Source organism: Chryseobacterium jejuense (assembly GCF_017877355.1).
GTDB lineage: Bacteria > Bacteroidota > Bacteroidia > Flavobacteriales > Weeksellaceae > Chryseobacterium > Chryseobacterium jejuense_A.
The window spans coordinates 28793-51542 of record NZ_JAGIPR010000014.1; the positions used below are offsets into that span (position 1 = coordinate 28793).

Sequence of the window (22750 nt, forward strand, 5' to 3'; positions counted from 1 at the left end):
AGTAAAAATGAACAACGATAAAAAGACACTTTTTGATAAAGTTTGGGATGCTCATGTAGTAGATACTGTTCCGGACGGGCCACAGGTCATCTATATTGATAAGCATCTGATCCATGAAGTAACCAGTCCACAGGCTTTTGCCGAATTAGAATCCAGAAATCTGGAAATATTCAGACCGGAACAAATTGTAGCTACTGCCGATCATAATGTTCCAACCCTTCATCAGGAAAAACCAATCCGTGATGAATTATCAAGAAATCAGGTTCAGCAGTTAACTGAAAACTGCCAGAAAAACAATATTGAACTATTTGGCTTAGGGCATCAGTATCAGGGGATTGTTCATATTATTGCTCCTGAACTTGGGATTACACAGCCAGGAATGAGCATTGTTTGTGGGGACAGCCATACTTCCACGCATGGTGCTTTTGGATCTATCGCGTTTGGAATCGGAACCAGCCAGGTCGCTCAGGTTTTTGCCAGCCAGTGTTTGCTGCTTAACAAACCTAAATCGATGAGAATTACCGTGAATGGTAAGCTTAACAAAAATGTTCAGTCTAAAGATGTTATCCTTTATATTATTTCAAAAATAGGAACAGATGGCGGAACAGGCTATTTCTGTGAATATGCCGGAAATGTTTTTGAAGAAATGTCTATGGAAGGAAGAATGACCGTTTGCAATATGAGTATTGAAATGGGAGCCAGAGGCGGAATGATTGCTCCGGACGAAACTACTTTTGAATACGTGAAAGGAAGAAAATTCGCGCCAACAGGAGGTGAATGGGATGAAAAAGTAGCCTATTGGAATACCCTGAAAACTGATGATGAAGCTGTTTTTGATAAAGAATTGTTCTTTGATGCGACCGATATTTATCCGATGATTACTTATGGAACCAATCCGGGAATGGGAATTTCAATTCATGAAACAATTCCAGCACCACAAAATGAATCTGAAGCGAAAGCTTTACAATATATGGGATTGGAAGCAGGACAAACTCCATCAAGCATACCAATCAATTATGTATTTATAGGAAGCTGTACGAATGCAAGAATTGAAGATTTCCGATCTGCAGCTCAGTATATTAAAGGAAAAAGTAAATCTGAAGCTGTAAAAGCTTTGATTGTTCCAGGCTCTCAGCAGGTTGTAAAACAAATTTATGAAGAAGGACTGGATAAAATCTTTAATGATGCTGGATTCCAGATCCGACAGCCCGGATGCTCAGCTTGTCTGGCCATGAATGATGATAAAATTCCGGAAGGAGAATATTGTGTTTCCACTTCAAACAGGAATTTCGAAGGAAGACAGGGGCAGGGCTCAAGAACCATCCTTGCAAGTCCGCTTACTGCAGCCAAAGCAGCAATAGAAGGCAGAATTTCCGCTTTTGAAAGTTTAAATTAAAAACAAAACATGCAAAAATTAGTTATAATAAAATCCAGTGCAGTTCCATTGCCGGCAGAAAATATAGATACAGATCAGATTATTCCGGCAAGATTTTTAAAAAGTATTGACAGAAAGGGTTTTGGAGAGAATCTGTTCAGAGATTGGAGATATAATATTCATACCAACGAACCTAATCCTGATTTTGTTCTCAACAACTCTAAATTCAGTGGTGAAATTTTAGTGGCAGGAAATAATTTCGGATGTGGAAGCAGCCGTGAACATGCCGCCTGGGCATTAACAGATTTCGGATTCAAGGTTATTGTTTCAAGCTATTTTGCCGATATTTTTAAAGGAAATGCTTTAAATAACGGACTTCTTCCAGTAAAAGTTTCTGAAGAATTTTTAAAAGAAATTTTGGAAGGAATCAACGAAAACCCAAATAATGAAATTGCGATTGATGTAGAATTACAATCCATCAGCTTTAAAGATACCACTGAAACTTTTGAGCTTGATTCTTATAAAAAAATATGCCTAATGAACGGCTATGACGATATTGATTTTTTAATCAGCAAAAAACAGGCGATTACAGAATTTGAACTAAAAACACAAAAAACAAATGAACAACAATTATTTTAAAATCGCAGTTCTTCCAGGAGATGGAATCGGACCGGAAATTATCAGTGAAAGCATCAAGATTTTGGATGTGATTGCTGAAGCTTTTCAATACAAATTTCAATTCGATTATGGACTGATTGGGGCGGAAGCTATTTTTAAAACTGGAGATCCGTTGCCGGAAGAAACACTAAAGATTTGTAAAGAATCAGATGCTGTGCTTTTTGGGGCGATAGGAGATCCGGCATTTGACAATAATCCCGAAGCTAAAGTAAGACCTGAGCAAGGTTTGTTGAAACTTCGTAAGGAATTAGGATTATTTGCCAATATCCGTCCTTTAAAAACATATGCTTCCCTGATTGAAAAAAGCCCGCTTAAAAGAGAAATTATTGAAGGTGCGGATATCCAGATTTTCAGAGAACTGGTAAGCGGAATTTATTTTGGAGAAAAATTTACAGATCCCGAAGGAGCTTATGCTTACGATGTATGCCAATACAGCAGAGAAGATATTCTTCCTATTGCCCACATGGCATTTCAGGAGGCACAGAAAAGAAATAAAAAACTGACATTAATTGATAAAGCGAATGTATTGGATACTTCCAGATTGTGGAGAAAAATCTGCCAGGAAATCGCTTCGGAATATCCGGATGTGCAGCTAGATTATATGTTTGTAGATAATGCAGCCATGCAGTTGATCCTTAATCCGAAACAGTTTGATGTTATTTTAACAGAGAATATGTTCGGAGATATTATTTCTGATGAAGCAAGCGTGATCGGAGGGTCTATCGGATTGCTTCCATCAGCCTCAGTAGGAGAGAAGAATGCATTATTTGAGCCTATCCACGGTTCATATCCACAGGCAAAAGGAAAAGGAATTGCGAATCCTATAGCTTCCATTTTAAGTGTGGCCATGATGCTGGATCATCTTGGATTACAGCCTGCTGCCAACAAGCTTAGACAATCTGTAGAGCATGCTATTGAAAACAAATATGTGACGATTGATCTTAATACAAAGCAATATTATTCTACCAGTGAAGTAGGAAGCTTTATTGCAGATCATATTAAATATTCTGAAAAGTCCTATTATAATTTTGAGAATGTAAAGATCGGAAAATCAACCATCGTATAATTAGGTTAAAGTTCACTTAGATAGATAGTTAGAAGAAAGGTTCTGCCTCGTATGAGACAGAACCTTTCAATTTTTATTTCCTGAAATGTTTTAATCCTTTTAGAAAAATGGATCTTAACGACTCATTCTACTCTTTTGTATTATCCGTTTTTCCTGATTTGTTTTTGGACGCTTTCTGAATGTCTTCTTTATTAATATCAGGGGGATTAACCTTTTCCGATGACGCAGGAATATTTTGGAAATCCTGATTTTGTCTTTTGGTTTCTGCTGAGTTAGCAGATTCCTTTTTTTTGTTATTTCCTTTTGAGTCCATTGCTTGAATTATTTTTAGAGTCCAAGAATACCGATCTTTCCGGTCTTATCTTCTATAGTATAATTCAAAGCTTTTGCCAAAACAAAAATATTATCAAGATTTTCCATTAATTGCTTACGCCCTTCGGTTCTCAACTGGTTTTGATCTATAGATTTTATTGCAGTTTCTTTAGCCTTTACCGTTACATTTTTAATATCCTTTTCAGAAATTCTATTAAAAAAAGAGTCATCCAGAGATTGAATTTCAACGCTAGGCGTAATTTTGATATCTGCATCAGGAAGTTCAGTGATGACCAGCTTTTTGTTGATGGAATCTACTTCAATCTTCATTTTATTCAGATCATAAGAAACCTGAGCATTGGTCTTTGTAAAGGTAATGATGCTGTTACTTGAAACTTCCTTACCCATGAATTCATAGCCCATTTTGGTTTTCTGCATGGTAGAATTGTTCTGTTCTATCACCACCATCTTATTCATTTTAGAAATCTGATTGGTCAGAATATAATAATCTGACTTTTCCGTTTTCTTACCAAGATTCAGACAGGATTTAAGCCCAAAAAACAAAAGTACCATAGCACCGGCACCGGCTACAAACGATAAAATTGGTTTATAATTTCTCAAATCTATTTAAAAATTTCTTTAATTACAGATGAGTTATCCTTTTTCAGAATTTCAACTAAATCTCTTTCAATATATCCGCTGGTAGGCATTTCTATGATTCTGCCTAGTTCTTTTCCATATTGTTTCACGATAATGGTAGGAACCTTTTGGATGTTGTAAAGCGTTTCATCTCCACTAGGAGATTCTTTTTTACGATTAACAGCAATAATCGTCATTTTTCCTTCCGGATAACCTACTTCTTCCAATATCTTTGTTAATCTTGGAAAATCTCTGTGACTGTCTTCACACCAGGTTCCTATAAAAACGACAATATCATAGGTCCCTAATTTTTTCTTTTTCAGTTCACTGATCGCTTTCTGATCCAGAGTATATTCATCATGCTCCTTTACGTACCAATCGGCATAGGGAGCTTTTAAAAACTGTTCTTTCAGCTGATGCCCAAGAAGCATTTTACCGTCTTTTTCAGTAGTAACTTCACGGTTAACCACTACTTTTTGAGCACTAAGCTGTTGAGTAGCTAAAAATAAACTTGAAGCGGCAACAATATTTGTAATAAATTTTTTCATATTTTATTTCTCAATAATTGACTTTAGATCAGCAGGAGAGTAGTATTTGTTTTTTAATACTTTATGATCTGCTTTTCTGTAGACATTGAACTTTTCACCAGATTTTTCATAAAAAGATTCTACGTCTTTTTCTTTATAGAATTCAACAGTTTCATTAGCCTGGTCTTCGTTATCACATGCTTTCGACATGTTGGAACGCTGAACTTCGTTGAATAGCTCTACAAATTTGTTGCCAAGTCCGAATTCCAGTACAGCACCACTTAAAACATACTGTAAATCACAAAGAGCATCTGCAATTTCTACAATATTATTATCCGCAATCGCTTGCTTCAGTTCATTAAGTTCTTCCTGTAGAAGTTCTACTCTAAGATTACATCTTTCCGGAGAAGGAATTTGTGGGGTGTCTAGAATAGGGGCTTTGAAAGTAGTATGGAATTCTGCTACTTGGTTCAAACTATCAATTTTATCCATGAAATTTTTTATTTATGACAAAGATAGAAAACGATTTGTTAATGGTGAAATGTAGGATGAAAAATAAGAATCATTAAATGAATGATTATTGGAAATACTTATTTTTTTAATCACAGATTTTCCACAGATGTTTGTGTTTAAAAATGTTGGGCCGGTTTATTATTTGCAATATTAATAGTCTGTAAGATATTCTTATGTATAATCATCTGTGTTAATCTGTGGTTTAAAATTCACATTAATAATTTCTAGCCAAGGCTACAATATTGATATAATTTACGAACCTTTACTTTAAGAGCAATAAAAAACCACAGCTATAGAGCTGTGGTTGTAGTTTGGGTTTAAAATATGCTGATGATATTCAATCATTCAATTTCCTGATATTCCCAGATTCCGGAGATATTTAATATTTCTAAACTTGGCTGTTTCTCTCCATAGCTAAATATACAGATATAATTGGTGCTGCAGGATGTACAGTGTGTTCCGAAGTATAAGGTAGGCAGATCATTAACAGTTAATTCTCCATAATGCTGCATTCTCTGCGAAGTCTCAGTAACCATTTGATTTCTTAATAACTCAGATCTTGATAGTACTTTGTCTTCATTATAGATTTGAAAAATTGGAAACCCTGATTGGTAGGGAGATATTTCAACTGTGTTTTCATGGCCGCATTCACAGCAGGTAAATTGGGTTACTGCAGCCGGAATGGTTTCATCATTGATGAATCTGTCTTTTTGGACCAAAGCTTTTTTACCAATCTTTATCTTTTTCGATATTGAATACATCTGAATTTAATTTAGTTCTGAATAACGGTTCCCTCCAGGTTAGTGTATTTCCCGCTTGGACTTTTCTTAATGGTAATTTTTATATACCCTTCTTCTGCTAATTTATTCCAAGTTTTCGGATATCCGGTATTAATATCAATAGGAATTTTCCACATGGTCTGTTTTCCGTTTCCGGTTTGGTTAAACCAGGGAATAATATCTGCCGTTTGAGATTTAAAAGGCAATGCATTAAGGACATCTATTTGATAATAGAAATCATATTTATTTTCAGGCTGGTTTAATGCTCTTTCGGCGAATGTATACACATACCCATTGATGATTGGGCTGGTAAAGTTTCCACCTAACGTTGGATTTCCGGTTCCATTATAGCCTCCGACAGCACCGCTATATCTGTCATATTTTTGTCCGGCCTGTATGGCAACATCATCCACAATATTATATCCGCCGTTTGCAGGGGGCCATCCACTGTTCAGGTCGTTGGCCTGAAATAGTTTTTCCAATTCCTTCCAGTTTCCCTGTTTGTACAAATCAAATGCCTGAGCTCTGATTGTTGGGTTTACTTTGTTGCCGGGATCATAGGTTGCCGCAAAATCATTAGCATCTTTGTAAAATACAATTTTAACCGGACTTGGTTGGATAACGATTTCTTCTTCTCTGTCATCAGAGCTGCAGGCCATAGAAAAAGAGGCAATGGCCAAAATAAAGAAGTACTTAAATAAATGTTTCATATAAAAAATTTTAATTATGTAAAATTTAAATAGGTATCTTCAGGGATGCAGATCAATGCTAATGCTTGTCTATAGAAAGATTATTTTTTGTGTACCGTTATAAAAATGTTTGATTTCTACTGTGTGAATTGTTTCTCACATCGAAAAAAGAACCAAAATAATAGAATAATTCATTGTTAGAAAAGCTATTGAAAGCTTCCCCTAAATACAAACTGGTAACGGCACAATAAAAGAATATTATTGAGTGATAAAATTAACCAAAAATATAATAATATGTAAAATTATTTTTAACAAATCGTAATTATTGAAATTAATTACATGAATATTAGTGTTTTAAGTAATAAAATATCAAACTCAATAAAAAAGACCACTCATATGAGTAGTCTTTCCAATTTATATCTGAAATGTCTTATTTTTTGATAAACATTTTTGAGAATTTCTCAATCTGGATCACATAATTTCCTTTTACCAGGTTGCTTACATTTACTGTTCCGTTTTGAAGAAAGCCTTCAATGACCAGTTTTCCGGACATGTCATAGATTTTAAATCTTTCTGATCTGGTATTTGAAAGTGTTAAAATATCCTTCACCGGATTTGGATACAGTTTAATTTCTGTGGAACCTGCCGTTTGATTTTCTGCAGTAGATAACTCGCTGGTGGTTACAGAAATATTGGCATTATTAACATCAAAGAAGATATGATTGCTTCCCTTTACCATAATTCTCCCTGAATGTGTTGCAACATTAGGAATGACTACAGCTTCTGAACCATCATTAGGCGTTCCAGCCAGTAGAGTAGCCCAGGTTTCTCCATTATCTGTAGACCAAAGGATATCTACATTGGAAGCATTGATATTATTGGCCGTTGTTCCTGCCACATCCCAGGTTACTGTTTGTGAGCTCCCACCCACATAAGATAGGGCACTGTTCTGAGAAGTGATAAGGAAAGGTCCGGCAAGAGCATTCACTGTGATTTTAGCGTCATCAGAATTGTTTCCGGCTCCCCCTAATCTGTTGTCTCTAACGGTAAATCTGAAATTCAGATCTCTTGAAACAGAAGATAATGCTTCAACATTGATCTCTTCTCCCATTGTTTCTGTAGCTCCTTTTAAAATAGTTTCCATTTGTGGAAAATATCTTATTGGAGAAACTGTAGGTACCCATGATCTGAATGTTGGTCCCGCGGTTTTAGTAGCTGTAGCCGCAGAATTACTTCCTGTTTGAGAAGATGTTCCATGATCCACCTGTTCCCAGATATAGGTAAGTGAATCTCCATCAGCATCAGTTCCCGAACCTGTCAGTACAAATGCCGTGCTTTTAGGAATGGTATAATCTGCTCCGGCATTAGCTGTAGGAACGGTATTTCCTGTAGGTGTATTGACAGAACATGTTTTTGTTTTAATATTATTTGTGATCTGTTCGATACTTTGGGCATGAAAAAACGGATCTGAATGTTTTTGTACATCATAAAGCGTAATTCCCGCATAACCCATAATTGTAGATCCGGAACCAGGTTCTACGGGTTGTAATCCTGCTTCTGTACTATTTGACCATGTGTGGTTTCCTCCAAACTGGTGTCCCATTTCATGAGCCACAAAATCAATATCAAATGTATCCCCTGAAGGAATGCCATTAGAAGGAGAAGTGTATCCACTTCCTTTATAATTTTCAGGATAAGTAGTTCCCTGATAAACATAAGTTGACATATCATCACTGCATAAACAACCTATGCATCCTGCATTTCCGCCGCCGCCTGTAGCACCGAATAAGTGGCCAATATCAAAATTGGCATTCCCTATTTTTGAATTCAGGTCGTTCATTAGCTCAAAATTCCACTTGTTCATTTGCCAGGATGCAGAAAAGGGATCGTTATTGGCATCTGTATAAACAATAGCATCATTATTGGGAATCAAAACCATTCTTGCCGCAAAATCATTCTCAAAAATACCATTGACGCGTGTCAATGTATTATTCATAGCAGCCAGAGCATCAGCTTTTGTCCCCCCAAAATAGGCTGCATATTCTCCTGTACAAGATAGTGCCAATCTGAATGTTCTTAAAACAGCATCATCAGCATTTTTGGCGGTAACTGCATTTGAGGTTCCTTTTTGGGCAGATTCCAGCACTTTGCATTCGAAATTATTCAGATCACTCTTTCTGTCAGAACGTTTATAAACAGCGTAAGTGGAAAGATCTTTGGTGTAAGGTTCAATAAAAACAGCCGATTTATCACCATAAATTTCCATGGAGGATAGACCTAATGAAGAAATACTGAAATAAACCGTTGATGCTTTATCCTCTAATCCCTGGCCGATATAGGATTTAATATCCGGATATTTAGCGGCCAATTCAGGATCAAAATTTGAATTTTCTGTTACAGTGAAACGTTCCATTTTTCCTGATGAATTGGGAAGTGAAATAATAACCGATGATTTTTCCGTTGCTCTTTTAGGCGTTCTTGCCAGCACACTTTTTAATCCATTAATGTCCAGATGAAAAATTCTTGGGTTGTTAATATTTTTCATATTCTCATGAACAGAGGATAAACCTTCTTTAGATTTTCTAGACCATAGGCGATCTGTTTGCGCGGAAGAAACGCCAGATAATATCAGCATCCCCATCATTAATAATTGTTTTTTCATATTGCAGTGAATTTTTTTATATCATTCAAAACTAGTAAAAATTTTATTAAAATGTTATTTTTCTTTAGAATAATTTAAAATAGTGATTAAAGAAAATATTCAACTCCCTGAATATAAACCCATAAAAAAACTGCCCTATAAATAGAGCAGTTTCACATCGTTTACAATTTTTATGGTGACTAGTTTTTAATAAATCTTTTAGAGATCTCTCCAATCTGGATCATATAAGCTCCTTTAATCAAATTGCTTACGTTCACAGATCCTCTCTGAAGTTTTCCTGAGTCAACAACTTTTCCACCCATATCAAAGATTTTGTAATCTTCGGATGTTGTATTGGAGATATGCATGATATCTTTTACCGGGTTAGGGTATAACTTAATATCTGTCATCAAATCTTTCGTATTAGAAAGTTCTCCTCTTCCTGAAGAAACAATATTTACTGAATAATCTTCAACCTGTCCGTATGTATAAGCCTCACAAGATGAAGTAGGAATTGAGCTGTATTTCATCATCACTCTCATTCTTGTTGAACCAAGAGTTGCTGTTGATGGAATCGTAACTGATCCTGTAACCGGGCTTGTTGTAGAACCAGCTTTAGTCCAAACAAGTTCACCACTATCTGTAAAGTCTCCATCTCCGTTATAATCAATATAAACAGCATAAGCTTCACTATACTTCGTAGAAGTCCAAACCGGAGTGATAGAAAGCGTATAAGCAGTTCCTCTTGTTACATTGGTGGAAATAGAAGTAAAGTTTTCATAACCAGCTGTTCCCGTTGAAGTATTGTTGATGGTGCCGAATTTTACATTACCGATTCTTTCATCAGCCGTATTGGATGCTGAAGCTGAACAGTAAGTAACCGTTCCTCCGCCGGCAAGTGTTGTAACATTCACTGTATTACTTGAAGAAGAAGCATTACCTGCTGCATCTTTAGCTTTCACAGAGAAGCTATAAGTAGTGGATGGAGTTAAGCTTGTTACTGTATAAGTAGTAGAAGCTGTAGAACCTATTAATGAAGCCCCCATATACACATCATACCCTGTAACCCCTATATTATCTGTAGCTCCTGACCAGGAAAGGTTTGTACTTGTAGAAGTGGTTCCTGAAGCAGCAAGGGTAGGTGCAGTAGGAGCAACCGTATCAGGTGTTCCGGATCCTGCATTTACAGAAATATTTGAATTATTTACATCAAAGAAAATGTGATTAGATCCTTTTACCATAATTCTTCCTGTAGTGGTAGAAACATTAGGAATTGTTACAGCCTGTGAACCATCATTAGGAGTTGCAGATAGTAAAGTAGTCCATGTATTTCCACTGTCAGTAGACCAAAGAATGTCTACATTAGCAGTGTTTACACCATTGGCTGTAGTTCCTGCCACGTTCCATGTTACGGTTTGAGAACTTCCTCCGGTATAAGTTGTTGCTGAATTCTGAGATGTCACCGCAAAAGGTCCCGCAGTACTGTTTACTGTAATTACAGCATCATCAGAATTGTTTCCTGAACCTCCTGCCTTGTTATCACGAACGGTAAATCTGAAGTTTAATGTTCTGGCTACTGAAGAAAGTGCTTCCACAGTGATCTCTGTGCCTGCAGTAGTAGTAGAACCTGCTAAAACAGATGCCATTCTTGGGAAATATCTTGTAGGAACGGTGTTTGGTGCCCATGATCTGAAGTTAGGACCTGAAGCTTTTGTTGCGCTTGCTGCAGAACTTGCTCCGGTTTGAGAAGAAGAAGCATTATCCATCTGTTCCCAGATATAAGTTAATGAATCCCCGTCTGCATCAGTTCCGGTTCCGGTTAGTACAAATGGAGTTCCTTTTGGAATTGTATAGTCTGAACCTGCATTGGCTGTTGGAATAGAGTTTCCTGTATTTGTATTTACTGAGCAGGTTTTAGCTTTGATATTATTGGTAATTTGTTGGATACTTACAGCGTGGAAAAATGCATCAGAGTGAGGTTGAACATCCTGGCTGGTAATTCCCGCATATCCCATGATCGTTGATCCCGAGCCTGGTTCCATATTCACACCTGTGCCTTCATTTCCATGAGAAAAGGTATGATTTCCACCGAATTGATGCCCCATTTCATGAGCCACATAATCGATGTCGAAATTGTCTCCTGATGGAATGGAATCAGCAGGGGATGTGTAACCGCTACCTTTTGAGCCGTTTGTACAGATACATCCGATACATCCTGCGTTTCCACCACCTCCGGAAGCTCCAAATAAGTGTCCGATATCATAATTAGCTTCTCCAATAACAGAAGTTAATGTACTTTGTAATTGGGAATTCCAGCTGCTCATTCCTGATGCAGCAGAATAAGGATCTGTAGAAGCATTGGTATAAATAACCGCGTCATTGTTAGCGATAAGAACCATTCTTGCAGCAAAATCTTTTTCAAAAACACCATTTACACGGGTCATTGTAGTGTTCATTGCAGCTAACGCCTGTGCTTTTGTTCCTCCAAAATACGCAGTATATTCTCCTGTACAGGATAATGCCAGTCTGAATGTTCTCAATTTAGCATCATCAGCATTAGGTCTGGCTGCAATGCTTGTAGATACTCCTTTTTTAGCAACATCTATTACAGTACATTCAAATTTACTAAGATCATCATTTTTGTCAGATTTTTTGTAAACAACATACGTAGAAAGATCCTTTGCATAAGGCTCAATGAATACTGCTGATTTATCACCATAAATTTCCATGGATGATAGCCCTAGTGGGGAAACACTGAAATACACAGTTGAATTTGGATCTTCAAGTCCCTGGCCTACATAAGATTTAATGTCAGGGTATTTTGCAGCTAATTCAGGAGTGAAGTTGGAATTTTCTTTTACTTTAAAATTTTCCATTCTGCCATCAGAGTTCGGGAATGAAATGATGACTTCTGATTTTTCGCCAGCTGCCAGTCTCTTTGGAGCTTTAGCTAAAGCGTTTTTCAAACCATTAATATTCAGGCTGAATAATCTAGGATTTCTGATTCCTAATTTGTTTTCAAAGGTCTCTGAAGAGGTTTTTGAGAATTCCTGAGACCAAAGGCGGTCAGTCTGTGCGAATGAAACTCCTGTAATAAGAAGCATCCCAAGCAGGGTTAATTGTCTTTTCATATTAAATATTTGTTTTTATTATGGTATATCGAAATTAATAAAAAATATATTACGAAAAACAAAAATTTTTAAGAAAATTTTAGAATATTCATTTAATGTATTATGCAATACATTAAATATACTCAAATTAACATTGTCCCAAAATGAAAAAATGACATGCGTAATTTACGCATGTCATTCATTATCAATTAAAATAATTTCAGTTACATTTTATCATCAGCAGTAGGGCCATAAAGTCCGGGAACTTTATTTCCGGTTGATCTTAAATAAACAACCAATTCACCTCTGTGATGATACAAATGATTATAAAGAAAACCTCTTACTACCTGAATTCTTGGTGAAGCAGGGAAAAGAGCATTTCCATTCATTTCCATCTTCCATTCGTTAAAATAAGTGCTTTCATCAGAGTCTTCCAAAACCTTCTGTGCTTTAACTACATTTTCTTCAAATTTTGCTACAATATTTTCAGCTTTGGAAATATCACCTTTGTCATACTGATATTTTCCCATGTCAAAGACATCCTGGTTAAAGGTAGGAGCGTACCAATTATAAACTTCCGCAATATGAGAAGCCAACTGGCCGGTTGTCCAGTTTTTTTCAGACGGTTTCCAGTCTAAAGCGCTGTCAGGGATTGCTTTTAAAATTTTTCTAGTGTTTTCAGCTTCGTGCAGAAATTCATCTAAAAGTGCCTGTTTAATCATTTGTATGAGGGTTAAAATTATTTTGTAATATCTCTTCCAATCACCAGTCTCTGGATTTCAGAAGTTCCTTCACCAATAGTACAAAGCTTAGAATCTCTGTAGAATTTCTCAGCAGGGAAGTCCTTTGTATATCCGTATCCTCCGAAGATCTGAACAGCATTGTTGGCAATTCTTACACAAGCTTCAGAAGCATATAATTTTGCCATTGCTCCTTCTTTTGTCATTTTCTGCTTAGCATTTTTCAACGTTGCAGCTCTTTGAATCAACAATTCTGCAGCATCAATTTCTGTCGCCATATCAGCAAGCATAAAATTGATTGCCTGGAATTCAGAAATTGATTTTCCAAACTGATGTCTTTCTTTAGCATATTTTAAAGCTGCTTTATAAGCTCCTCTTCCTGTTCCTAAACTTAACGCAGCGATAGAAATTCTACCACCGTCAAGAATTTTCATAGCCTGTTTGAAACCTTCACCCACTTCTCCTAAACGGTGAGAGTCTGGTACACGTACGTTATCGAAAATTAATTCTGCGGTTTCAGAAGCACGCATTCCTAATTTATTTTCTTTTTTTCCTGAAGTAAATCCAGGCATTCCTTTTTCCAAAACGAAAGCAGTAGAGTTATTTTTAGCTCCTTTTTCACCTGTTCTGGTCATTACCACAGCAATATCTCCTGAAATAGCGTGAGTAATAAAGTTTTTAGCCCCGCTAATGATCCACTCGTCACCATCTTTTACTGCAGTGGTAGACATACCCCCTGAATCTGAACCGGTATTGTGTTCTGTTAATCCCCAAGCTCCGATTACTTTTCCGGAAGCCAACTGAGGAAGCCATTTATTTCTCTGTTCTTCATTTCCGAATTCATAAATATGATTTGTACAAAGAGAGTTGTGCGCTGCTACAGAAAGACCAATAGACGGATCTACCTGAGAAATTTCATCAAGGATAGTAACGTATTCATGATAGCCTAAACCGGAACCGCCGTATTGCTCAGGAATTACGATTCCCATAAAACCCATTTCTCCCAGTTGGTGGAATAAGTCTTTTGGAAAAGTCTGGCTTTCATCCCACTCCATAATATTCGGTCGGATATTCTTCTCTGCAAATTCTCTAGCTGTCTCCGCTATCATTTTGATGTTGTCAATTGTCTCTGTATTCATATTGATAATAGTTAGTTCCCAAAGATAACCAAATTGACGGAATGCTAAAAAAAATTATTACATCCATAATATTATCATAGCCAATATTTTAGTTTCCAATTTTTTATATTGTGAGAATTAATGTATTCTTAATAAAATATTCAATCTTTTACGTATTTTATTTTACTAATTTAGCCCTCCAATTTTACAGCATGAAAAAAATTCTACTTCCTATTATTTTGATTTCTTCTTATATCTTTGCGCAGGCTCCTGCCGGATATTATAACGGTACCACCGGATTAAGCGGCTATGCCCTGAAATCTAAGCTTCATGATATTATCTCGGAAAAGGTTGTCAGCTGGCATTATACCAATCATCTTCCGAATCTTTATAACCAAACGGATCTTGATGTCTATTATGATTATACACCAGCTAATAACACAACTATTCTTTTAGATATTTATTCTGAAATACCGAACGGACCGGACGCTTATGAATATACAAGCAGTCAATTGGGTGGAGGTAGTGCGGAAGGTACAGGATACAACAGGGAACATATGATGCCTCAAAGTACTTTTTACAGTAACTATCCAATGTATTCAGATCTTTTCTATGTGATTCCTGCTGATGCTAAAATTAATCAGTTAAGAAGTAATTATCCTTATGGAATTTCCAGCACAGTTCCTGCTAACATTTTAGCTACCTTTACAAATACTTCTAAGATAGGAAAGAGCGCTATTCCTAACCTTCCTTATACAGGGTATGTATATGAACCTATTGACGAGTTTAAGGGTGATGTAGCAAGATCCGTATTGTATTTTGCTTTAAGATATGAAGGAAAATTAGGAACATTTAAGTATAATGCCAATGCTAATCCTGTTTCAGACACCAATCCTTTTGACGGAACCGAAGAGAGAGCGCTTGAACCAGCCTATCTTGCTATGTTAATTCAGTGGCATCAGCAAGATCCTGTTTCTCTCAGAGAAATCAATAGGAATAATGCAGTGTATGTTCTTCAGAAAAACAGAAATCCTTTTATAGATAATCCGGGATGGGTAAATGCTATCTGGAGCCAAACACCGGACGCTATTGCCCCTCAGGCGCCTTCTAATCTTACTTCTACACAAACGAGTGCCTATTTCACAAACTTAAGCTGGACTCCAAGTGCTGATGCTGATGTTTTGGGCTATAAAGTGTATCAGAATGGTACTTTAGTGGCTTCCACAAAAGGAACATCTATCAGTATAGATCATCTTACACCTTCTACAACCTATAATTACACTGTAAAAGCATATGATAATGGATATCTCCAATCTCCTGACAGCAACACAGTGCCTATAACAACTCTAGCTACAGATGTTTACGCTAAGGATCTTTTTATTTCAAAATATCTGGAAGGATCAACTAATGAGAACAGAGCTCTTGAGATCACTAATAAAACAGGCCATCCTGTAGATTTAAATAATTACAGACTATCTATTCAATTACAAGGACAGAATAACAGTCTTTATTTTCCTGCTCCTTTTGAAATGGAAGGAACTATTCAGAATAATGAAACATTTGTGGTATTGAACCCATCCGCTACTTTTTCATGCTTTACCAAAGACCAGGCAAAATTTGTAACTGCTGCTCCTCAGATGACGTTTTATGGATATAATTATCTTGAATTGAGATATAAATCTACTACAGTAGATGCATTGGGAGTTGTAGGGCAGAACAATTCATCAGCTTTAAAAGATGTTTCCTTATATAGAAAGGCTACTATTAGTCAGCCTGCAAATACTTTCAATATCAGTGAATGGGATATTCATCCCGTAGATTATTGCCAGAATCTTGGTGGAACACTATCTACTACAGAACTTATTGCATCCAAAGATAAAAAGTTAGGAATATATCCAAACCCGGTATATGATCGTCTTTTTGTAAATGGAGAAATTGAAAAGATAAAAACAGTCCAGATTATTGATTTTTCAGGAAAAGTGATCCTTACCGAGAAAGATCCGTTCAGAAACAAGAAAAATATTTCTGTGCAGGGAATTCCTACGGGAACATATATCTTAAGGCTGGATGATCATACTCAGCAATTTATTAAGAAATAAAGAAAGAATACTTATTACTTTTTTAAATTATACCCTCCTGACAGGTTTTTGAAACCTGTTAGGTTTTATTTTTTTAAGAGGTTGTAGTCTTTACCCTTGACAAGGTTTCAAACCCTGTAAAGGGTAGTTTGCTAAGAATCATTAGCCCTGATAGCAGCGGTTACCCCACAGCATGCGGAGGAAAAAGACAGGAGCGAGGAGTATGAGCGGATAGCAGGAAACAGCTCCTCGAATAAAAAAAGTATTAAAAAAGTTGAGTTAATATTCAACGCATTATGAGAGTTTTTCATTTTATTTAATCTTTTTACAATTTTCTGATTTCATTTAAAGCCTTAAAAACCTTATGGTTACTATATAATCGATATAAGCAGATTTACTAATAATTAATATCTATAAGTGTTTCTGCTTATATTTTTTATTTATAAGTAATTATGCTTATATTTGCAGTATGATAGCGGTCATTACCGGTGATATTATAAATTCACAGCATGCAGACACTGAAGTTTGGATTACCAAGCTTAAAAATCTTCTCGAAACCTGGGGAAGCGCTCCTGGCACATGGGAAATCTACAGGGGAGATGAGTTTCAGTTCAAGTGCAGTATTGACTCTGTTTTCTGGCATTTTCTAGCCATAAAATCTCTTATTAAAAGTCAGGAAAATCTGGATGTAAGAATGGCCATAGGCATTGGTGAAGAAAGTTTTTCTTCTGAAAAGATCACCGAATCTAATGGTACCGCTTATGTAAATTCCGGGCGACTTCTGAATGACCTGAAGAATGACGGGCACACTGTTGCGATTAAAACATCAAACGATTCTGTTGACAGGGATCTTAATATTTTATTGAAATGGTCATCCAAGGATTTTGATAACTGGACTATGGCTACCTCAGAAATCATTCATGAAATGATTATGAACCAGGATATAACTCAGGAAGATCTTGCCAAAAGATTTGCTATTTCACAGTCTTCTATCAGCCAGAGACTGAAACGAGCCAACTATGAGCTCATCGTGGAAACCAATCAGTATTTCAGAAAGAAAATATCCGAACTATAAACATGATCTTTATCAAACTCATATTGGCACATCTACTCGGAGATTTTATACTTCAGCCAAATTCATGGGTTGCTGATAAGGAGAACTATAAACTAAAAAGTAAGTTTTTATACTTCCATGTTCTGATTCACACTGCTTTAAGCTTTATTTTTCTTTGGGATCTGCAGCTTTGGTGGGTTGCTGTTTTAGTAGGTGTTACTCATTTTCTTATTGACGCTGCTAAACTTAGTTTCCAGACTATCAAAACAAAGAAAAGATGGTTTTTTATCGACCAGCTACTGCATATATTAGTAATTGCAGGAGTATCTTTTTATTTCGGAGAATTTGATTTCAGTTTTTTACAAAATCAGGAATTTTTAAAAATACTAATGGCAGCTTTGTTTCTGACAACGCCGGCTTCTATTTTTATCAAACTCCTTTTATCATCTTGGACACCCGCTCCGGATGGTCCCAACACTATTCAAACCGAATCTTTATCAAGTGCCGGAAAATATATCGGAATTTTAGAACGTCTGCTGGTATTTACCTTTATTATGGTGAATCACTGGGAAGGCGTAGGTTTCATGGTAGCTGCCAAATCTGTTTTCAGATTCAGCGACCTTGCCCAGGCAAAACAGAGAAAACTTACAGAATATGTATTAATTGGTACATTATTGAGTTTTGGACTGGCTGTCTTAACAGGAATAATAATTAAATAAATCAATAAATCTAACTACAATTTAGAAAGTAAAATTATGAGTCAAAAGAAAGAAATGTTGTACGAGGGGAAAGCGAAACAGGTATTTGCTACCGATAATCCTGATGAAGTAGTAGTACGTTTCAAAGACGATGCTACAGCATTTAACGCTCAAAAGAAAGGGCAGGTTGACCTGAAAGGGGAAATGAACAACGCCATTACCACTCTTATTTTTGAATATTTAAATGAAAAAGGGATCAAAACTCATTTCATTAAAAAACTAGACGAAAGAGAGCAGTTGGTAAAAAAAGTTTCTATCATTCCTTTGGAAATGGTAGTAAGAAATTACTCTGCAGGAAGCATGGCACAAAGATTAGGAGTGGAAGAAGGAATCAAGTCTCCGGTAACCATCTTCGATATCTGCTATAAAAAAGACGAATTGGGAGATCCGCTTATCAACGATCACCATGCTGTTTTCTTAGGAGCTGCTACGTATGAAGAACTTGATGAAATGTATGAATTATCTTCAGACATTAATGATATCCTTATTGAGCTGTTTGATAAGATCAACATTATCCTTGTAGACTTCAAAATCGAATTAGGAAAAACGTCTACAGGTGAGATTATCCTTGCTGACGAAATTTCTCCTGATACTTGCAGACTTTGGGATAAAGATACAATGAAGAAGCTTGACAAAGACAGATTCAGAAGAGACTTAGGAGAAGTAACTGAGGCATATGTTGAGATCTACAACCGTCTTAAAAATCTTTTAGAGAAATAAGATTTCAGATACCAGATTTCAGATATCAGATATCAGATGTTGGTACTGAAAATACTTTGTTAGTTAAAACAAAATTAAAATTTGAAGTTAGCTTTTAGTCTGAGGTCTGAAATCTGGCTTCTAAGATCTACAATTAGAAAAAATAGAAATGAAAAGTTTAGACATTCATAAAAGTGAATATTTAAAACAGTTTGAAAACCAAGTCTACGGGAGAAATCTTTTCAGAACTCAGGAAGAGGAAAGACTAGATGCTCCTAATGAAGAATGCGGAATCTTCGGACTCTATTCAGATGAAGATCTGGATACATTTTCTCTTTCACAATTCGGGCTTTTTGCGTTGCAACACAGAGGTCAGGAAGCTTGTGGTATCTCCGTTTTAAAAGACGGAAAAATTACAAACATGAAAGATGAAGGATTGGTTTTAGACGTTTATAAAGACATTCAGGAACCTGAAACTTTTATGGGAAATTCTGCAATTGGGCATACCCGTTATACCACTGCAGGAGATAAAAAGAAATATAACTTCCAGCCCTTTTTCGCGAAAAACGAATATGACCAGATTATACTTTCTATAGCGCATAACGGTAACCTTACCAATGCAAAAGAATTAAAAAATGAATTAGAAGCTGAAGGCGTAGTTTTCAGAGCAACTTCCGATTCTGAGGTGATCCTTAGATTAATTCAGAAAAACCTTGATTTAGGACTTCGTGGAGCTATTAAAGCTACTATGGAGAAAATTGAAGGGGCTTATTCCGTAGTAGGAATGACAAGAAATAAGTTTTTTGCTTTCAGAGACTTCAATGGGATTCGACCATTAGTTTTAGGAGCTATTAATGAAAATTCTTATGTAGTAGCCTCTGAATCTGTAGCACTAGATGCTGTAGGAGCTCAGTATGTACGTGATATTCTTCCTGGAGAGATTATTTATACCAATGAAAATGAGCCTGGAAAACTTCATTCTTATATGATGGATGAAGCTAAAGGAAAACAGAGAATCTGTTCTTTTGAATACATCTACTTCGCAAGACCTGACTCTACCTTAGAAAATATCAATGTGTATGAGATCAGAGAGAAGTCAGGGGAGAAGATCTGGGATCAGGCTCCTGTAGAAGCTGATTTGGTTATTGGTGTTCCGGATTCCGGAGTTCCTGCTGCCATTGGGTTCTCAAAAGCTTCAGGAATACCTTTCCGTCCTGTTTTGATTAAAAACAGATATATCGGAAGAAGTTTCATTGTTCCAACACAGGAGATGAGAGAAAGGGTAGTGAACCTTAAGCTTAACCCGATTATTTCAGAAATGAAAGATAAAAGGGTAGTTATTATTGATGACTCTATTGTTCGTGGAACAACCTCCAAGAGATTGGTTAAAATTCTTAAAGATGCTGGAGTAAAAGAAATTCACTTCAGAAGTGTTTCTCCGCCAATTATTGCTCCATGCTATCTGGGAATTGATACTCCGTCAAAAGATGATCTGATCTCAGCAAACATGACTACAGAAGAACTTAAAAACTATTTAGGAGTAGATTCCTTAGAGTTTTTAAGCATAGACAACTTAAAAGAAATTTTAGGTTCTTCTAATCACTGTTTTGGATGCTTCACAGAAGAATATCCGGTAGGAAAAGGAGAAGAAACAGTATTATTTAATTAATATTTCTTACATAAAATAGAAAGAGTCAGGTAAAAAAATGCCTGGCTCTTTTTGTATGATGTCATTCCGGGGAACCGAGGAATCTCAAAAACTTCTTCCTCTATTCACACCAAACTATATTAAATGTAGCATAACCTTAATATTCCGGTATTATACAGTACATAAGTAAGTTTTAATTTTATCAGATTAAAATTTTCAGGAGTATGAAGCACGCATTTTTATCAGGTATATTTCTTATTGCCTCCCAATTATATTCAGCCCAGTCTTTCGATAATCAGGCTCATCGTGGGGGAAAATCTCTATATCCGGAGAATACAATCCCGGCTATGAAAAACGCTTTAAAAATGAATGTGACGACCCTGGAAATGGATCTGGCCATCACAAAGGATAAAAAAGTAATTCTTTCTCATGATGCTTTCCTTTCTCCTGAATTAATCACCAAGCCAGATGGAACTTATATTCCGAAAGATTCCGGTTTCTACTACAAAATTTACGATATGCCTTATGCAAAAATTCAGACATTTGACGTAGGACAAAAGAAGCTCGACAATTACCCGGATCAAAAGAAAATGAAGGTACAGAAACCTCTTTTTTCAGATATCATAGATACATGTGAATCTTATTCCCGTGAATTGAAAAGACCTTTACCTTATTATAATATAGAAACCAAAACACGCCCATTTTCTGATAATATTTTTCATCCGGAGCCTAAAGAATTTGTAGACCTCATGATGAAGACTATTATAGAAAAAGGAATTCAGGATAGAGTTATTATTCAGTCTTTTGATCCCAGAACGCTTGAGATCATTCATAAAGAGTACCCCAAAATAATGACGGCTTTACTTGTAGAGAAAGTTGATGATAAGAAATTAGAGCAACAACGGGCCAATTTCAAAAATATTCCGGTGGAAAAATTTAAATTATATCCAAACCACCTGAATGGAGTAGCAGGAGATATGAAGTTTTTAAGCTTTACTCCAACCATTTATAGCCCGGACCATAAGCTAGTAACCCCTGAACTTGTACAGGAATGTCATGCATTAGGAATGAAAGTAATCCCTTGGACCGTTAATACCAAAGAAAGATTACAGGAATTAAAAAACATGGGAATAGACGGTGTGATTAGCGATGATCCCAGAATATTTCAATAATTATGGGGTCTGTCATTCCGACGAAGGAGGAATCTCAATGAGCTTACTAGAGTTGACAGCACAATATTAAAACTATACAACAAGTGGATATTAGTATTACAAAAGCTAATTAACCAAAATATAAATAGCCGGAAGAAATTCTTCCGGCTATTTTATGCGATGCAGAAATCTGCATCTGGAGTTAAAAAATTGGTTTATTATTGATTAGAACTTATAGTTCAGACCTAATTGGAAAACTCTGTTGTTATTTTCTGCAGCTGGTCTGCTTTTCTCAATTTTTGTCAAGCTGTTCGTATATCTTGCACTGATTCCGATATTGTTGGTAATATCATATCCTAAACCTAGACCTAGACCAAAGTTGAATCTGTTGATAGCATCTTTATTAAGGTCATCAGATTGAGAGCTGCTTGTTGTTGTAGTTACACCTCCTGTGGTACTTGCTACAGTAGCTTCCCCTTTAGTTTTTCCGTTGATAAAATAGCTGAACTCAGGACCCGCTTCAATATAGAATTTGTCTGTAGGTCTCATCTGAACCATTAAAGGAACTGAAATATAGTTCATTGTTACTTTACTTTCTCCTTTAGTTTTTACAGTAGTTGCTCCTGTAGTAGTTTCTGTTGAATAGGCTACATCTCTTGCTCCCATTTGGTTATATAAAACCTCTGGTTGAAAACTGAATTGTTTAGAGATAGGAATGTTTACAAAAGCTCCGGCATGGAAACCTAATTTTTGGCTGTTCATTCCGAATTTTTGCTCACTGAAATACGCTGAGTTTCCTCCGGCTTTAATACCGAATCTTACAGGTTGAGCGTCTTTTTTAAGAGGTGATGTATTTACAGTTGTTGATTCCTGAGCAAAGGCTAATGTACCAGCAGTTAATGCCAGTCCTAAAAATAACTTCTTCATAATTTTTATTTTTTAATTTTTACTACTTGATGGTCTTTCAACCATTCGCGGTTTATTTTGCAAAATGCTTGCCAAACTTAAAAAACATAGATATACAGCTGTTTTTTAGAGGTTTTGCAATTGGAAAAAAGAAGTATTATCTTTTGTTTATGTAAAATATTTCAATACATATGGAATATTTGTGATAAATTTTATGTTAAATTTATTGTATTTTGAAATATACATTAATTGAGAATAATTATCTTTTC

The 22750-nt window shown here is 36.0% G+C and carries 20 protein-coding genes; 9 read left to right on the plus strand and 11 right to left on the minus strand.

The genetic code is table 11. The features are described from left to right. Positions 1 to 7 precede the first annotated feature (7 nt). Genes leuC through leuB form a run of 3 tightly spaced genes read left to right on the plus strand, consistent with a single transcriptional unit; the run spans position 8 to position 3119 of the window. Positions 8 to 1396, plus strand: a complete 1389-nt coding sequence (gene leuC, locus J2772_RS21230) for a 3-isopropylmalate dehydratase large subunit (protein ID WP_209920201.1) — start codon at positions 8 to 10, stop codon at positions 1394 to 1396. Between the two features lie 9 nt (positions 1397 to 1405). Next, positions 1406 to 2014 (plus strand): 3-isopropylmalate dehydratase small subunit, encoded by a 609-nt coding sequence (gene leuD, locus J2772_RS21235; RefSeq protein ID WP_209920203.1) that lies wholly within the window; start codon positions 1406 to 1408, stop codon positions 2012 to 2014. Continuing rightward, positions 1995 to 3119, plus strand: a complete 1125-nt coding sequence (gene leuB / locus J2772_RS21240; RefSeq protein WP_209920204.1) for a 3-isopropylmalate dehydrogenase — start codon at positions 1995 to 1997, stop codon at positions 3117 to 3119. Before leuD ends, leuB begins: the two co-directional genes overlap by 20 nt. Before the next feature lie 127 nt (positions 3120 to 3246). Here leuB and J2772_RS21245 read toward each other — a convergent pair whose 3' ends face one another. From J2772_RS21245 to J2772_RS21290, 10 genes are all read right to left on the minus strand, one after another. Continuing rightward, entirely contained in the window at positions 3247 to 3432 is a 186-nt protein-coding gene (locus J2772_RS21245; RefSeq protein WP_209920206.1) for a hypothetical protein, read from the minus strand. Positions 3433 to 3446: 14 nt separating this feature from the next. Further along, complete coding sequence (locus tag J2772_RS21250; protein WP_209920208.1) at positions 3447 to 4052, minus strand: DUF4230 domain-containing protein; 606 nt, start codon at positions 4050 to 4052, stop codon at positions 3447 to 3449. A gap of 2 nt (positions 4053 to 4054) precedes the next feature. Then, a complete protein-coding gene (locus J2772_RS21255) occupies positions 4055 to 4618 on the minus strand; it encodes a TlpA family protein disulfide reductase (RefSeq protein ID WP_209920210.1) in 564 nt (187 codons plus the stop codon). Positions 4619 to 4621: 3 nt separating this feature from the next. Continuing rightward, positions 4622 to 5089: a nucleoside triphosphate pyrophosphohydrolase family protein gene (locus J2772_RS21260; protein WP_209920212.1), complete on the minus strand. Its 468-nt coding sequence runs from the start codon at positions 5087 to 5089 to the stop codon at positions 4622 to 4624. A 362-nt stretch (positions 5090 to 5451) separates the two neighbouring features. Further along, positions 5452 to 5871: a hypothetical protein gene (locus tag J2772_RS21265; RefSeq protein WP_209920213.1), complete on the minus strand. Its 420-nt coding sequence runs from the start codon at positions 5869 to 5871 to the stop codon at positions 5452 to 5454. Positions 5872 to 5882: 11 nt separating this feature from the next. After that, on the minus strand, positions 5883 to 6599 hold the full coding sequence (locus J2772_RS21270; protein WP_209920214.1) for a glycohydrolase toxin TNT-related protein: 717 nt from the start codon (positions 6597 to 6599) through the stop codon (positions 5883 to 5885). Between the two features lie 409 nt (positions 6600 to 7008). Then, positions 7009 to 9240 (minus strand): zinc-dependent metalloprotease, encoded by a 2232-nt coding sequence (locus J2772_RS21275; RefSeq protein WP_209920215.1) that lies wholly within the window; start codon positions 9238 to 9240, stop codon positions 7009 to 7011. Between the two features lie 179 nt (positions 9241 to 9419). After that, positions 9420 to 12350 (minus strand): reprolysin-like metallopeptidase, encoded by a 2931-nt coding sequence (locus J2772_RS21280; RefSeq protein ID WP_209920216.1) that lies wholly within the window; start codon positions 12348 to 12350, stop codon positions 9420 to 9422. Positions 12351 to 12553: 203 nt separating this feature from the next. Then, positions 12554 to 13051, minus strand: a complete 498-nt coding sequence (locus tag J2772_RS21285) for a DinB family protein (protein WP_209920219.1) — start codon at positions 13049 to 13051, stop codon at positions 12554 to 12556. A 17-nt stretch (positions 13052 to 13068) separates the two neighbouring features. After that, positions 13069 to 14208, minus strand: coding sequence for an acyl-CoA dehydrogenase family protein (locus J2772_RS21290; protein ID WP_045496607.1), 1140 nt, complete (start codon positions 14206 to 14208; stop codon positions 13069 to 13071). 191 nt (positions 14209 to 14399) lie between these two features. Here J2772_RS21290 and J2772_RS21295 point away from each other — a divergent pair, with 191 nt between their 5' ends. The 6 genes from J2772_RS21295 (at position 14400) to J2772_RS21320 (ending at position 21596) form a co-directional block, all read left to right on the plus strand. Further along, on the plus strand, positions 14400 to 16286 hold the full coding sequence (locus J2772_RS21295; RefSeq protein WP_209920221.1) for an endonuclease: 1887 nt from the start codon (positions 14400 to 14402) through the stop codon (positions 16284 to 16286). Between the two features lie 448 nt (positions 16287 to 16734). Continuing rightward, positions 16735 to 17340: a SatD family protein gene (locus J2772_RS21300; RefSeq protein WP_066692550.1), complete on the plus strand. Its 606-nt coding sequence runs from the start codon at positions 16735 to 16737 to the stop codon at positions 17338 to 17340. A 2-nt stretch (positions 17341 to 17342) separates the two neighbouring features. Then, positions 17343 to 18038: a DUF3307 domain-containing protein gene (locus J2772_RS21305; protein ID WP_209920223.1), complete on the plus strand. Its 696-nt coding sequence runs from the start codon at positions 17343 to 17345 to the stop codon at positions 18036 to 18038. Positions 18039 to 18074: 36 nt separating this feature from the next. Beyond that, positions 18075 to 18797, plus strand: a complete 723-nt coding sequence (gene purC / locus J2772_RS21310) for a phosphoribosylaminoimidazolesuccinocarboxamide synthase (RefSeq protein ID WP_045496615.1) — start codon at positions 18075 to 18077, stop codon at positions 18795 to 18797. Positions 18798 to 18945: 148 nt separating this feature from the next. Beyond that, positions 18946 to 20445 (plus strand): amidophosphoribosyltransferase, encoded by a 1500-nt coding sequence (purF, locus tag J2772_RS21315; RefSeq protein ID WP_209920224.1) that lies wholly within the window; start codon positions 18946 to 18948, stop codon positions 20443 to 20445. A 203-nt stretch (positions 20446 to 20648) separates the two neighbouring features. Further along, positions 20649 to 21596, plus strand: a complete 948-nt coding sequence (locus J2772_RS21320; RefSeq protein ID WP_209920225.1) for a glycerophosphodiester phosphodiesterase family protein — start codon at positions 20649 to 20651, stop codon at positions 21594 to 21596. A gap of 204 nt (positions 21597 to 21800) precedes the next feature. Here the strand turns inward: J2772_RS21320 and J2772_RS21325 are convergent, their stop codons facing one another. Continuing rightward, positions 21801 to 22502 (minus strand): porin family protein, encoded by a 702-nt coding sequence (locus J2772_RS21325; protein ID WP_209920226.1) that lies wholly within the window; start codon positions 22500 to 22502, stop codon positions 21801 to 21803. Between the last annotated feature and the right edge of the window lie 248 nt (positions 22503 to 22750).

Bases quoted from the DNA above. Each gene is read 5' to 3' on its own strand.
- leuC (WP_209920201.1), top strand. From the start codon at position 8: ATGAACAACGATAAAAAGACACTTTTTGATAAAGTTTGGGATGCTCAT.
- leuD (WP_209920203.1), top strand. From the start codon at position 1,406: ATGCAAAAATTAGTTATAATAAAATCCAGTGCAGTTCCATTGCCGGCA.
- leuB (WP_209920204.1), top strand. From the start codon at position 1,995: ATGAACAACAATTATTTTAAAATCGCAGTTCTTCCAGGAGATGGAATC.
- J2772_RS21245 (WP_209920206.1), bottom strand. From the start codon at position 3,432: ATGGACTCAAAAGGAAATAACAAAAAAAAGGAATCTGCTAACTCAGCA.
- J2772_RS21255 (WP_209920210.1), bottom strand. From the start codon at position 4,618: ATGAAAAAATTTATTACAAATATTGTTGCCGCTTCAAGTTTATTTTTA.
- J2772_RS21260 (WP_209920212.1), bottom strand. From the start codon at position 5,089: ATGGATAAAATTGATAGTTTGAACCAAGTAGCAGAATTCCATACTACT.
- J2772_RS21265 (WP_209920213.1), bottom strand. From the start codon at position 5,871: ATGTATTCAATATCGAAAAAGATAAAGATTGGTAAAAAAGCTTTGGTC.
- J2772_RS21270 (WP_209920214.1), bottom strand. From the start codon at position 6,599: ATGAAACATTTATTTAAGTACTTCTTTATTTTGGCCATTGCCTCTTTT.
- J2772_RS21275 (WP_209920215.1), bottom strand. From the start codon at position 9,240: ATGAAAAAACAATTATTAATGATGGGGATGCTGATATTATCTGGCGTT.
- J2772_RS21280 (WP_209920216.1), bottom strand. From the start codon at position 12,350: ATGAAAAGACAATTAACCCTGCTTGGGATGCTTCTTATTACAGGAGTT.
- J2772_RS21285 (WP_209920219.1), bottom strand. From the start codon at position 13,051: ATGATTAAACAGGCACTTTTAGATGAATTTCTGCACGAAGCTGAAAAC.
- J2772_RS21290 (WP_045496607.1), bottom strand. From the start codon at position 14,208: ATGAATACAGAGACAATTGACAACATCAAAATGATAGCGGAGACAGCT.
- J2772_RS21295 (WP_209920221.1), top strand. From the start codon at position 14,400: ATGAAAAAAATTCTACTTCCTATTATTTTGATTTCTTCTTATATCTTT.
- J2772_RS21300 (WP_066692550.1), top strand. From the start codon at position 16,735: ATGATAGCGGTCATTACCGGTGATATTATAAATTCACAGCATGCAGAC.
- J2772_RS21305 (WP_209920223.1), top strand. From the start codon at position 17,343: ATGATCTTTATCAAACTCATATTGGCACATCTACTCGGAGATTTTATA.
- purC (WP_045496615.1), top strand. From the start codon at position 18,075: ATGAGTCAAAAGAAAGAAATGTTGTACGAGGGGAAAGCGAAACAGGTA.
- purF (WP_209920224.1), top strand. From the start codon at position 18,946: ATGAAAAGTTTAGACATTCATAAAAGTGAATATTTAAAACAGTTTGAA.
- J2772_RS21320 (WP_209920225.1), top strand. From the start codon at position 20,649: ATGAAGCACGCATTTTTATCAGGTATATTTCTTATTGCCTCCCAATTA.
- J2772_RS21325 (WP_209920226.1), bottom strand. From the start codon at position 22,502: ATGAAGAAGTTATTTTTAGGACTGGCATTAACTGCTGGTACATTAGCC.